Consider the following 15,493-nt stretch of genomic DNA (forward strand, 5'->3'; position numbering starts at 1 on the left):
ATAAAAATTATGAAAAAACATTTACTATTATTATTGCTTATCACAAGTTTTTGGGGTTATTCACAAACTGAGGCTAATGTTACCCCAAATGCAGTTGATGGTGCCAGAACTGTAACTTTTGTTAATCCTGCTCCTATTGAGATTAACGGAACTCCATCTATCATTCCAGCAACAGGATTTAATGAACCAAATGGAAAAATAGTCATTACATTTAAAGGAGGCTCAGATAACTATAATTACATCCTAACGAAGAAAGGTGTTACTCCTATTACTCCTATTCCTGAGTTGACAGGACTAATGGCAGGAGATTACATTTTAATAGCAGAGGATAAAGAATCTGGATGTAAAAGTGAACCTTATGAGTTTACTATAAAGCAGCCTGAAAAATTGTTAGTTACTATTACCGTAGAAACTGCAATAAAATGTCCTAATGAAACCGCAACCCTTACAGTAGCAAATACACAAGGAGGGACAGAAACAATAGGTTATAAATATGAGTGGTTTAAAGATAACGGAACTACTTTTGTTACTACAAACTTAGAAGGCAAATCTGCCAGTGGACTGGGAGCAGGAACTTACAAAGTTAAAGTAATCGACAATGCTCTACCTGTAAATACAGCATGGTCTGATCCGATTTTAATAACAACTATTCCTGCAATAAATGTTGCAGAAACCCAAACTAACGTAACCTGTAATGGCAGCAATAATGGTACTATAACACTAAATATTAACGGTGGTACCCCAGGATATTCAATTCTTTGGAATGGTACCTTTACCACAACACATATAGCAGGACAACCAGACAGGACAGGCTTACCTCCAGGAAATTACTATTATACTATTACCGATGCAAATGGCTGTACCTATGATAGCAGTAATGATATAATAATCACAGCCCCTCCGGCTGTAATTATTACCTCTTTAACAACAACGCAGCCATCCGGCACGAATAGCACTGATGGAAAAATAACTATTAATGCTACCGGAGGTACAGGAACTTATACCTATTTAATTACGAAAGGCGGAATTACATCATCACACAGTAGTAATATCATTACCAATCTTGAAAATGGTACTTATGAGGTTTTGGTAAAAGACAGTAACAATTGTACTTCTTTACTTTCTGTAGCAAAATTAGAAGCTTTAGCTGTAACTTTAGTCAGCCAGCAAAATGTGAAGTGTTTTGGAGAAAATACAGGTTCGCTCACCATACTGGCTACCGGAGGAACTCTTGCCAATAACTCTGCTTACCAATATCAATGGTACAAAGGTGCCACCAAAATAGATAACGAAACAAATGCAACAATACATAATCTTGTAGCAGGTTCTTACTCTGTTCAGGTAATGGATGATAAAATGGTACCTGTAACCTCAGCTGTTTATACAATTACATCTCCATTACAGCCACTATCGGTTACAAGTAATGCCGCAACCCAGCAACAGAATGTTTCCTGCAATGGTGGAAGTGATGGAAAAATTGAAATTAACGTAAGTGGAGGAACTTCAGGATATACATACAAATGGATTGACGGACCTGTCAGCAAAGACCGACACGGACTATCAGCGGGAACATATTCTGTAACCGTTACAGATGCAAACGGATGTACACAAAACCTCAATGATATCATCATTTCAGATCCGCCTAAAATAACCATTACATCTCCATCTATAACACATGTTGCTATTAACGGTCAAAGTACAGGATCTGTCCTTTTCCCGTCAGATCCTGTGGGCGGTAATGGCGGCTATACATATAAATGGACATCCAATAATGGCTTTACAGCAAGTGTTAGAGATTTAAATGGAGTGAGTGCAGGAATTTATTACTTAACAATTTCCGATAAAAACTTATGTCAGTCTGTACAATACACTTTTACGGTTCTGGAAAAAACCAAACTTGAAGTACTTATTAAAGAATCTGCTTTTATTAAATGTAATGGAGATTCTAATGGACAGTTGATTACGGAAGTTACAGGAGGTGTTGCTCCTTATAAATACAGATGGGAAAAGAATGGAACTACATTATCCGGAGAAAATTCAGCAAGCCTATCAGCTATAGGATTTGGCAACTACAGTGTTTATGTAACTGACAGTGCAAACCCTGAGCCGGGACCATTTGCCTCTGCGCAACAAATCAATTTTAAATTAGCACAGCCTGACGCTTTAAAAGTATCAGTTGCTAAACAAACCAATGTTTTATGCTTTGGTGCCGCAACAGGCGCAATCGAAATTGCAATTGAAGGAGGAACTGCACCTTACACCCAGCAATGGACAAAAGATGGCACAAGTTATACAGGAAACTTAAATACGCTGGAAGCTGGTGAATATAATGTAATTGTTAAAGATGCAATTGGACATGAATGTACTGCAACTCTTAGCCAGCCAGTCAAAATTACCCAACCCACTGCCCCACTTCAGGTTTCAAGTCCGGGACCTGTACATCTAAAAGGTTTTGAAACCAATGATGGAAGTATATCCGTTACTGTTTCCGGTGGAAAACCAAATTATAGCTACGAGTGGAGAAAAGGCAGTGCAACTGCAATAATTGGTACTGGAGCGTCAATAGCCAATCTGAGCGCCGGAATTTATCACTTAATTGTAAAAGATGCAAATGGCTGTACACTGCCTCAAATTGACTACACTGTTAACCAGCCTGATAAATTAGAAGTAGTAAGTTTAGCTCAGACACCTTTTACAAATATTCTTTGTAAGGGAGATTTGTCAGGCGAATATACTATTATTGTTAAGGGTGGTGTAAAAGAATATAGCTTTGAATGGATCAACACTACAACCGGAACAAAATATACTTCTACCGAGATTATTTCTGCTGCTTCAACGTCTTCAAAAGCATCTGGTTTAGGAGCAGGCAGTTATGTAATTTCTGTTAAAGATACAAATAGTAATGCTCTTTTTGGCACCAATACTTTTACAATTACTGAACCGGATCAATTAGCTTTTACATACACGAAAGAAAATGTTTCCTGCTTTGGAGGAAATAACGGAACGATTACACTCCATATAACTGGAGGAACAAAAGATACTGACCTCACAAAACCCTATTCTATAATTAGCACTGGAGGAACTGTAGATTATCAGAACGGAATCATTTCAGGACTTTCTGAAGGAACTTACACAATACGAGTAACTGACAAAAATCTTTGCGGACCTGTTGAACAAACTATTCAGATTACCCAGCCTGCTAAATCCGTAATTATAGAAGATAATGCAACAGTTACACCAACTACGGGTTTTGGTTTATCAACTGGAAAAATAGAAATAAGCGCAGTGGGAGGAACATTACCTTACACCTACCAATGGAAAAATAATGCAGGGACAATTGTGGGTACAAACAATCCTGTGCTTTCTAATGCTCCTGCTGGTATTTACAGTGTTACGGTAACCGATTCTAATCATTGTTTTGATTCAAAAACATATATAATTGAGCAGCCTACGAAACCTGCACTTACTGAAACTCATCTTCAGGCTAAATGTAATGGCTTGTTAGGTTCGTTAGTTGCTACAGCCAATGGCGGAGCAACTTATAATCAAAATCAGGCGGATAAAATTTACACCTATAAATTAAAAAATAAGGCTACAGCTGCCGTTACCAACATTAACGGAAATACAGCAAATTTTGCTAACATAGCTGATGGAGATTATACACTTACTGCAACTGATGTAAGCGGAATTGAATCGAATAGTATTGATGTAGTTTTTAAACAACCTACGCCGATTGTTGTTTCATTAGCTTCAAAATCAAACGTAAGATGTTTTGGAGATAAGGACGGAGCGATTGCTCTTTCTGTATCAGGCGGAACGCCATTAATAGTGAACGGAATGCCAGAATACAGTTACCAATGGAAAAGGAAAAACCTCTCCAATTCTATTTACGAAAACTTTACCCCAACGTCATTAAATACTTTCCCAGCAGGTAGCTATGCAGTTGAAGTTCGTGATGCAAATTATAATATTGGCGATGCTACTCATTGTATTGGTGTTTTAGAAAACATCGAAATTACGCAACCTGCCGATTTTGGTTTTGATATCGAAAAAATAACGTACAGCAACCCTACTGCTTTAAATGGAAATGATGGTAGTCTGCACTTTGAAATCACAGGTGGAAAAGCTAACTATGAATATAAATTTTATACAAAAAATAGTGCAGGCGCAGAAACAATAATACAAACGATTTCCAACAGCCCCTTAATGACAGCTGATTTTTCCGGATTAACAAAGGATCATTATTATATCTCTGCCCAAGATGCAACCGGATGTATCAAATATGCTGATTTTGATTTCAGGGACAATCCTTTAACTATAAGTGTAAACCAGACTCAAAATATTAGCTGTTATGATGCAAACAACGGTATTATAGGAGCAAATGCAGCTGGCGGATTTGGTCAAAAAAAATATTCATGGTACCGCAATTCTATTTTATTAGCTGACGAAACCGAAGATGTCCTGGTGAATGCAAAACCGGGTAGTTATTATGTTGTTGTAAAAGATTCCAAAAAAGTAGAAGTAACCAGTAATACAATCGTTGTTATACAGCCTGATCAGTTAGTATTTTCAACAACACAGGAACCTGTAAAATGTTTCGGAGACAGCAACGGAACAATAACTGTGACAGCCTCTGGAGGAAATGGAAATTTCAGCTATCGCTATTTTCATAAAGGTTTACTAGTTAAAGACTGGCAAAATTTTACCAATGCAACAAATACAACTATTTCAGATTTAGCGGAAGGAGACTATACAATTGATGTAAAAGACTCCCAGGGATGTAGTAGTGCAAATACGACTGTAAAAATTACTACTCCAACAGCATTAAGCATAACTGCTGTCACCTCTGCCGCTACAGGAAAGGGTTTAAGCAACGGATCTGCTTCAATTACTGCTCAGGGCGGTAACGGAAACTATACCTATAAATGGTTTAAAAGTGATAATACTAATATCAATCAAAATACAAATACAGTAGCAAACTTGGCTGCAGGCAAATATTATGTTATAGTTTCAGACTCCAAAAGCTGTGAATTGACTTCTGAATTATTAGAAATAACAGAACCACCATTACTGGAAACAAGTATTGCAGTTCAAAATGTTATCTTGTGTAATGGCGATAAAAACGGAAGTTTAAAACCAACGACAACAGGAGGATTCTTAAAGTCCGGAGAAAACTACACTTATCAGTGGTTTGAAAACGGAAACCCAACCACCCTTGCATCAACTGCAATTTTAAGCGGTATCGGTAAAGGTTCTTACTATGTAATTGCTACTGATTCTAATGGTAATAAGGCTACAAGTCCAGTTTTGACTGTAACAGAACCTGCAATTTTAACTAATATACTGACATCTGATTATGTATTATGCGGAGATTTTAATGACTGGACTATAAATGCAACACCGGCCGGTGGTACCCAGCCGTATAATTATTCATGGAATACAGGAGCTAAAACGGCCAGTATACAAAATGTCCCTCCCGGAAATTATACTGTAGTGGTAACCGACAGCCGTGGTTGTACAATTACAAAAACGATTACAACAAAAGCACCGGCTCATCTGGATGCAGCAGAAAATATAAAAATCCCAACCTGCTATGGCGGTTCTGATGCTACAATAGTGGTAACTCCTATAGCCGGAATCGCACCCTATACTTATGCATGGAATACCGGAGCAAAAACAAATACTTTAAACAATGCATCGGCAGGAGATTATACAATTGAAATTACAGATGCTAAAGGCTGTATTATTTCAAGAACTTATTCAATTGTAAATCCTCCTAAAGATGTTATAGATCTTGGTAAAGATGTAACATTATGCTTTGATCAGACTTTGACCATTAATGCTACAATCGACGATGACAAAGCAACTTATTTATGGAAATCTGATAAAGGTTTTTCCAGCAATAAAGCTATGATTACTGTTTCTGAACCTGCTAATTACACCGTAACTGTAACCAATAAATTAGGCTGCGAAGCTACAGATACCATTCAGATATTGAGTCAAAACACAGCTATTAGTGCTGAATTTGCAATGTCAAGTCAGGTATTTAAAAATGAAAAAATTATAATTGTGGATATCAGTAACCCCGAAGCTGATGAAATTGAATGGACTTTACCGGCTAAAGCAAATATTGTGACTAAAAATAAGGATTATGCCGAAATCAGTTTTAGTGAAACCGGAAAGTATGAAATTACTTTAAACACTAAAAAAGGAAATTGTACCGCTTTCCAGACCAAGCAAATTCTGGTTACTGAAGGAGAATATGAAGAAAATCCTGATGAGGATCCTATTACAGAGAAAAAATTTGACCTGAAAATTTATCCGAACCCGTCACAGGGAATTTTTACAGTTGATGTAACACTGGATAAAATTATGCCAGCTCACGTGAAGGTGTATAACTTAAACAACAACCTGCTTATTGATTCTAAAACCGAAGAAGGAAAAGACAATTACCTTTTCAAATTTAATTTAGGCGGATTGCCACCAGGACTTTATTTTGTACTGTTTGAATCGCAACAAGGAAGTAAACTAAGAAAAATCATTATTCAGTAATCTTAGACTGATCCGGCAAAAAACATCAATTTAATAATGAAAAAGAGCGGATATTTTCGAATTCGATGCTCACAGCATATAAAGAATGACTTTAAAAAGAATATTATTTAATACTTACCTGCTCTTACTAAGTGCTTTTGGTTTTTCGCAAAACTTTAATGTACAGGAACTGCGCAAAGCCAAATTAATCAATGTAAGCGGTGGTGCATCTGCCAATACTGTTTTCTATTCTGGGAATGCTGCAAGAGAACCTTTCAGTTATTTTCTCAACGGAAATATTAATGTAAATGTAGCAGGCTTATACAATTTACCTTTTTCATTTTCATACACCAATCAAAAACTGGGCTATGGGAAACCGGTACTGATGAATCGTTTGAGTATCCATCCATCTTATAAATGGATTACCGGACACATTGGAGATGTAAGCATGACTTTTTCTCCTTATACCCTGAGCGGACATCAATTTTCAGGAGTAGGTGTTGACCTTACTCCACAAGGCAACTTTAAGATTAGTGCGATGTACGGACGTTTATTAAAAAGCAGCGAGTATAACAATCTTTATCCGGAAATTGTTCCAACTTATAAAAGGTTAGGATATGGTTTTAAAACATCATACGCTTTTGAAAAAATAAATCTGGGTGTTACCTTTTTTAAAGCAAAAGATGAAGCAGGATCATTATTAAACCCTGTCCCATTTGAATTAGGTGTAACTCCAAAAGACAATGCCGCTATCAGTATTGAATCTTCTTTTAAAATACTTAAAAAAATGCAGGTTTTTGCTGAATATGCCAACAGCAGTATTACTGAGGACTTACGTGCTGATGGAAATGGAACAGGAAATAGCCTCTCCTCTTTCTTCTTAAACAAAAACAGTACTACAAGCAGCTACGATGCTTTTAAAGGTCAGCTTACTTATCCTGCCGGGAAAGGAACCCTTGGGCTAGGATACGAAAGAATTGATCCTAACTACAGAACTTTAGGAGGTTATTATTTCAACAATGATCTGGAAAATATTACCGTAAATGCGACCCAGAATATAGTAAAAGACAAAGTTTCACTAGCGTTAAACCTGGGTCTTCAGAAAGACAATCTGGACAAACAAAAACAAAGCCAGATGAAACGCGTGGTATCTTCTGTTACTGCCGATTTCAGACCAAATGAAAAACTAAACCTAAATGTAAACTATTCTAATTTTCAGTCTTATACCAACAGCCGAAACCAATTTGACTACATCAATCAGGTTTCTGATTATGACTATCTGGATACCTTAAACTTCAGACAGGTCAATCAAAATGCGGCTTTAAACATCAATTATCTCATAAAGAACGACAAGCATCTGAAAAAAGCCATAAATGCTAATTTTTCTATGCAGGATGCCGTAAACCAACAACAGGGAAGAACAATTGAAGGTGGCGCTTCAACTTACTACAACTCGGGTATTGCCTATACGGTAGGTTATCCTGACAAAGATTTGAATTTTACAGGATCCTTAAATAATACTTACGGTAAGACTGATTCCGGGAGAAACCTCATCATTGGGCCAACAATTGGTGCCTCAAAACTCTTTTTTGACAAAAAACTGACCACCAATGCTTCTACAAGCTACAATACCAGTTATAACAATGGAGATAAACAAAATGACATCATCAATTTCAGGTTAAACGGATCTTATATTTATCTTCAAAACCACAATTTCAATATGGGTGTAATTGCTTTATTCAGCAATTCAGCAACCCAAAAGAATAATGATCTTACAGCAACCTTAACCTATACGTATTCCTTTGATAAAATTAAAATGCGTCCGAAGAGAGAACCTCTTTCTGAAAATCAGGATAAAACAGCTTCTGCACCTGTCTTAAAAATCAATTTTAAGAATCAGCTATTTGAAGGAACCCGTGAAGAGATTATAGCCCAGCTGAAAGAAAAACAACTTTCTTTAAATTCTTTGCCAATAGCCGAAAAAGAGCATTTAGAGCATTTAATAACGCTGGCTTCCCTTACGCCTGACGATAAGGAACTGAAGGAAAAAGTACTGGATTACCTGGAAGCATTTACCGAAGAAAAAGGGAATTCAGAAAAATATAACACTTATTTAGCTGAAACTGCCCAGAAACTGGAAAAAGAAATGAGCCAAAAAGATGAAGGTCTTGAAAATGCTTACACAGCAGCTATTGGAAGAGTAAACAGTCACCCGCTTCATCATATAAATGAAACCGATATTACCGACAGAACGAGTTATAATTCATATTTAAAACTGGTAGAAAGAAGCAACAACAGCCGCAACCAACTGAAAAACCACCGATGGATGCTGCGTGAAATGGCCCTGCTTTCTAAAATCCCTTCACAAGAAATCCAGCAAAATGAAAATGCAGCCGAATTCAGCAAACAAAATATTGAAGCCATTTTTAAATTGATCAAAGAAAAAAAGAATGCATCCGAAATAGTAGATGCCATCGAACTAAAAATAATTCCGTTTTATCATGATCTGGCAGTTAAAAATGCCTCAAATGATGAAATTGATTTAAAATATATTCAAAAATAAAGTACATCCCAGGATATTAAACCGCCAAAATAATGGACAAGCCTAACTTACCTAAAATGCTAAAAAAAATATATCTGTATCTATTGCTGTTAAGCTCTTTTGCTGGCTTTGAGAGCTATGCTCAGAGTTATCCGATATCGGTATCAACGCAAATCAAGCAGCCGTCTCCTATTTATCTGAGCCATTATGCTGATGCCTCTACAATTAACAGTCCGATAAAAATTCAGATTGTTTTAAACGATTTAACCATTTCGAACCGACAGGTAAAACTGAAAATTTACTTTCAGGGGAATGGAATATCGTTTAACACCAATGATTTTGTTGCAGGTGCCCGTCCGTTGTATCTTGAAGGAGGAGTTCCATTACAGTTAACCAATGTAGATCTGGCTCCTTATTTTGAATATCAAAACCTTCTGGGACTTACTCCTAACCAATATGCGCAGCCTTTACCGGAAGGACTTTACAATATTTATGTAGAAGTTTATGATTTTGCTACCGGCAGAAAGCTTTCTAATAAAACCGGCACGAATACTATTATTTTTCAGAACGATCCTCCATTCTTAAATCTGCCTTTGAATAATGCTTCTTTTATGCAGCAAAATATTCAGAATATAGTTTTCGGCTGGACGCCAAGAAGCATCAATGTCAGCAATGTAGAATACGAATTCTCACTGGTAGAAATCTGGGACAAATATACTCCTGTTCAAAATGCATTTGCCTACTCTCCTCCCTTATACACTACTACCACAAGAAACACAACATTACAATACGGCATTAATGAACCGCAGTTGATTCCCGGAAAAAAATATGCATGGCGCGTCAAAGCGAAGGCCATTTTTGGCGCCGAAGAAATAGGTGTTTTCAAAAATAACGGGTACAGCGAAATTTTTTCTTTCGATTATGAAACGTATTGTACCGCCCCTCTTGCCATAACAACTTCGGGAATTAGTGAAAACCAGGCTAAAATAACCTGGAGCGGTAATATTGATAATTATGACTATGAAGTAAACTACCGTGAAAAAAATGCGGATTCAGAATGGTATAAACTCGTTACACCAAGGGAAAATTTAACGCTTAGCAACCTAAAACCAAATGCTGTTTACGAATACACCGTAGGAGCTTCATGCGAAGTTGGAAAATATACCCATAGTACGATTAAGGAATTTACAACCCTTGTTAAAGACGAAATTGCTTTTCAGGGCTGTGGTATCAAACCGGATCCTAAAGATTTGGCTAATAAAAATCCGCTGCCTGAGCTTTTCCCTAATGATGTGGTCACCGCAGGCGATTTCCCTATTGTTGTCCTTCACAGTACCGGTAGTAACGGAACTTTTACCGGAGATGGTTATGTAACACTTCCTTTCCTTGAAAAATTCAGAAAACTAATTGACGCTGCTGATGCACTCGGAGGTGAAAAGATCAATATCGGTCAGTTCTCACGCATCAAAATTACTTTCAAAGATATTGGTGTCAATACCGACTTTAAACTCATTTCGGGTGAGATTGTGGCTAGTTATGATGCAGCTAACTGGGACAAAATGCTCGATGTCGATAAAATTACTAATGATATTGCAGGAAGCAACGGTAAACCTATTGAAGGCAAGTTAGCATATGAAGTAAAAGAAGACGGAGTTACATTGAATCCGGATGGCAGTACCACCATCAAAGGTACTAATGGCGAATCGACCACATTGCCTAAATCAGTTTATGACCAGGTTTATATTGATAAAAGCGGTGATGTAGTCAATATTCCGGCTAATGGCAGCGGTGCGCCTACCTTTATCAAAGCAGCAGAAGGCGGTAGAGCCGTTGCGGCAAACACCAATGGCGTCTCAAGCGGCGGTGAGGTTACACAAATATCCTCTCCCGATGTTTCCATTACTTTTGAGGACGGTCCTAAAGCCATTTATGCTTTTGATGAACTTCCTGATAAAGGGCCTAAAAAACTTAAAGATACGTATGAGACTCTTCCAACAAAAGACGGAAGTGTCTATAACGTAAATTATAAAGCCGTCTCAGATTTGAATGGTCCCGATACCTTAATCGCTGAAGCCGATTTTGAAAACGGAAAAACCAAAGACGATATTGTTTTTAAAACCAATACCGGGGCAGCCGTTGATGTAAAATGGACAAGCGCTACCAAAGCAGAGATAAAACTGAAAAGAACACTAAACTTTTCTAAAGAAAGCATCATTGCAACGGTAAAAGGGGCTAAAGAAAAAGATCCTAAAGACGAAACCAAAACAATTTACGGAAAATCAGACATTGCAGGAAAAGTAAACATTTGGCAATTAACCCAAAAACCGGTTATAAATATCACCCTTTTAAGTGTAAATGGAGCAAGTAGTCCCGGCGCTGGCGAGGCTAAAAATTTCTTTAACGAAGTTTATAACAAAGTTGGGATTAAGTTTGATGTTACTACTCAAAAAGTTGCTATTGGAGCATTACCAAATGAAATCCAATGTGGAGAAAGTGGTGTCTTTGATGTTTATACGAATGATCAGAATAATATTATCAGCCAGATTGAATCCAGTGCTGATTTTAAATATAACGATAAAACGTATTATGTTATCTACACCGGAAAATCAGGGCAGAATGGTTATAAAGGCTTTATGCCTCTTGGAGGTCAGTATGCTTTTGTATTTAACAACGGTAATATAAAAACGGCTGCACACGAATTAGGTCACGGTATTTTTGGCCTGAAACATCCATTCTCAGCTGAAGCTGAATCAGGAAAAACAGATCTTTTGATGGATTACGGAGACGGTACTGTACTATCTCATAACAACTGGGATATTATCCATAGCGGCGGCTGGAAATTTTATGGGTTTCAGAAGAGCTCTGACGGGGCTTTGGCTGGGGGGTATGGACTTACACCTCAATGGGAATTTGTACAAACTAATACTCGTACAATATTATCAGGCAATCAAATTCCAAATATGGATGAAGGAATGCTCGGAGCTTTCGAATATATAGCTGGCAAGGATACACTAAACTATATTTGGAACGCATACTCAAAGAAATACAAACTAAATGGGAATGGTAAAGATTATGAAGCTGAAAATTATTTTAAAAAACCTAGTGATAAAGCTCCAATTTGGTTAATCTTTAAAAACAATGAGCCTTGTAATAATAGAAAATATCTCCGAACTGATTATAATGAAAGATTAAAAACTATTATAGAAAAGCATGATACAGCAGCATTAGCCCAATATATCGCTGATTACAGCATTGCTCAATATCGTGTAAAAGACAAAGAAACCAGAAGTATTTATTGGGGGGATTTAGGTTGTAATCTACCGGATAACATTGAAGGAAATGGCAGTAATGTTAATTATAAAAACTATGTAGTCAATCTAGGTAAAAATGCTAATAAAACATATACAGAAGATAAAACAGACGTAGGCACACAAACAACTCATGTTTTTGATTTAGCAACAGTAATTACCTCAGAAGAAAAGCAAAAAATATTAGGTCAATTAGGAGGTATTAAGAATGGCACCGGAATTTTATGTAAAATTTATTTAATAGATGCGAATACTCCGGATACGAAAAGAAATGAAATTACTGGTTATTTAGGCTCTTTAAAAGGAAAAGAAATTGGTTTGCTAATTGATTTTAAAGATGCAGAAAAACCTGTAATAAAAACGTTTTTAGGAGATGGTATTGAAGGTAAAGGCACCCCACAGATGAATAAATACCTTCAGGCTTTAATTGACATATTGCCTAAATTTGATGGTACTTATACTCCCTTTAATCCTTTAACAGCAATGTTAGATGGATTGGCAGGTGTTATTGGGGAAGCAAAAATTCCAATTCGTTTTTACAACCCTGACGAAAAAGATTATAATCCTATCCCTGGCCAGGTCTACTCATTAATAACATTTAGTGTTATTAAAGACAAGGTAAATAATTTTATATCAAACAATAATGAATATATAGCCAAATACTCCGAAAGCAGATGTAATTTTGCATTTACTTGCGGTATATGGAATGGTTTAGTTACCGCTATTGGAGGTGTTCCTGAAGGAGCCTCAATGATAATTAAACTAATTACAAACGAAGACGATCAAGCTGTAAAATTATGGAATGGCCTGTCTAAACTCAGTTGGTCAACAATTGGTCATATGGCAGGAGAACAATGGGATAAATATTCTGCCAATCCATGCATGGCTTCTTATGCAACCGGGGAAGTTGGATTTATTGTCATATCTTGTTTCTATGGAGCAGGCGAAGCAAAAGGATTATCTGCATTTTTCCAAACTTTAGATAGACTAGATGCTGTTGGGGCAATAATGGGTAAATTTGCAAAATTAAGCAGTCCATTTATAAAGGCCGGCGTGAATAAACTTGGAAAATTTGTTATCACCCCATTAGCCAAATTAGAACCAGCTGTCAGCAAAAAATTACGAGATATTTTAAAAGCAAATTTTAAAAGAATTCTTAAAAGATCTGATCAAATATCCATAAGTTTACATGCAACAGATCAGGGTAAATTTTTAGTTGACGGAATAGAATATAGTCCGGAAGAATTAGGTGAATTATTAAGTAAAAAATTAAGCGATAAAAAAGAAATTATTTTATTATCGTGTAACGACTTAGCCAGCGCCAAAGCACTTTCTGAAGCTACCGGCAAAGTTGTTTATACAACAGAAGGAGCAATTACTGTTTTCGAAAATGGAGTACAGCGTGCAGAAGGTACCAAATGGTATAAAGTAGAACCAAATGGAACAACTACTGAGGTGGCTCCTCCTGTAAATGAATGTGGAACTAATTGCATCGGGGATGGTGCTGAAATGGGGAAAACATTCTCAGGTAATCTTGACAAACAAGTACTTGAAGATCTTGAAAAAACATTAGGCTCTACAAGATTAGCTGAACTGCTTGAAATCACAAAACAATTACCAAGTACCTGGACAATTAAAAAGCTTGACGGCAAACTTGTTTTAGTTGACAGTAAAGGTAAAAAATGGGCAGAAATTTTCGACAATGAAATACATGCAACCGCTGGTGATGCTGGCCAAGGATGGAATAAACTATTAAATGTTTCTCCTCCTCTAATGAAAAACTTCAGATATGTTGTTGACAATGGCAAATATATTTTTGAAACCGATGATTTAGGCAGAGTTAATAAAACTGTGATGGAAGATCTTGATTTCAGTTCACGAGCAAGAAAAGAAAGTTATCAGCAGGATACCAAAGTTGTAAAAGATGGTCTCTCAAACGATGATGGTGGACATATTTTTAGAAATGAATGGGGAGGACCAAGTGAACAGATTAATTATTTTTCTCAAAATGCCGGACAGAACAGAGCTGGAGGGGATTGGTTTAACATGGAAAAGGCTGTATCAGACTTCAAAAGAGCAAATCCTAATAAAAAGTTAAAAGTCGAAATGGAGTTTTATTTTGATGGAAATTCAAAAAGACCAATTTCTACTAGAGTAGATATTTTTGTTGATGGAATTAAAAACAATGATTTAAGTAAAAGGGCAATTGCAAATCCTTAGTATTGTAATTAAAAATAATTAGGTATGAAAGAACAAGAAATAGTAAACGCTTTTTGTAATTATTATATTGAGGAGCTTTATGATTTATTAGAAGTAAAATTTATATTTACTCTTGGAGGAAGTTATGATATTTATACATCTTATTATAAAGATGGAAACAAGATTAATACTGATCTAGATGGAAGGGAATTATTTTTTTATGAAAATCAAGTATCAAATTTTTTCAAATCGAAAATTGCTACAAAAGAGAAATTTAATATTGTAATTTTTAAAATTAAGGATAGTGAAAATTATTCGATATCATACCATTGGGAAAACAGCAAAGAAAAACAAGACTTATTGAATTATGCAGAAGTATTCTACCAATGGGTAAACGAACGAATGATGTCAATGCTATTTGAATATGAAAAAGACAACAACCTTTTACCCACACAATATGATGATGATGGAGATTTAGACTACCTGAGTTCCTGGGATAGTGGAATATTTACTTTCCACATTAGTAATAAAAATGAATTAAAGCATAATATTGTTCTTACCAAAGACGGAAAAGAAAGAACGGTAGAAATGCCATTAAAAGATTATTTCATCGAAGGACTTTTGGAGCATCATAGCATAACTAATAATGAACTGTCAGACGAATGGAAACCATGGAACACTATGATATTAAAGTCGCTACATTATGACATTCCTTATGATAAAAGAGAAGAATTTGTGAGTTACCTCCTAGAATAAGCCCCTCTCCCGCTCTACGAAGTGTTCTCATGAAAAGCTGCGCATTCTATGATAAAAAACAATTAAAAAGTGTTAAAATTTAAGATGCAAATTTATAGGTGTTTATGTATTCTGTTTCTCGATTAATAACTGCGAATATCCTGCTTATAAGTTTGCA

General features: G+C 36.2%; 4 protein-coding genes. All 4 read left to right on the forward strand.

The features are described from left to right. Positions 1-9 precede the first annotated feature (9 nt). The 4 genes from K8B81_RS15935 (at position 10) to K8B81_RS15950 (ending at position 15,336) form a co-directional block, all read left to right on the forward strand. Positions 10-6,552, forward strand: coding sequence for a T9SS type A sorting domain-containing protein (locus K8B81_RS15935; protein WP_223682552.1), 6,543 nt, complete (start codon positions 10-12; stop codon positions 6,550-6,552). A gap of 85 nt (positions 6,553-6,637) precedes the next feature. Next, on the forward strand, positions 6,638-9,094 hold the full coding sequence (locus K8B81_RS15940; RefSeq protein ID WP_223682553.1) for a hypothetical protein: 2,457 nt from the start codon (positions 6,638-6,640) through the stop codon (positions 9,092-9,094). A gap of 56 nt (positions 9,095-9,150) precedes the next feature. Next, positions 9,151-14,601: a DNA/RNA non-specific endonuclease gene (locus K8B81_RS15945; protein WP_223682554.1), complete on the forward strand. Its 5,451-nt coding sequence runs from the start codon at positions 9,151-9,153 to the stop codon at positions 14,599-14,601. A 24-nt stretch (positions 14,602-14,625) separates the two neighbouring features. Further along, positions 14,626-15,336: a hypothetical protein gene (locus K8B81_RS15950; protein ID WP_223682555.1), complete on the forward strand. Its 711-nt coding sequence runs from the start codon at positions 14,626-14,628 to the stop codon at positions 15,334-15,336. The last annotated feature ends 157 nt before the right edge of the window (positions 15,337-15,493 follow it).

The sequence above is a fragment of the Flavobacterium hibisci genome (genome assembly GCF_020026925.1).
In the GTDB taxonomy this organism is placed as follows: domain Bacteria; phylum Bacteroidota; class Bacteroidia; order Flavobacteriales; family Flavobacteriaceae; genus Flavobacterium; species Flavobacterium hibisci.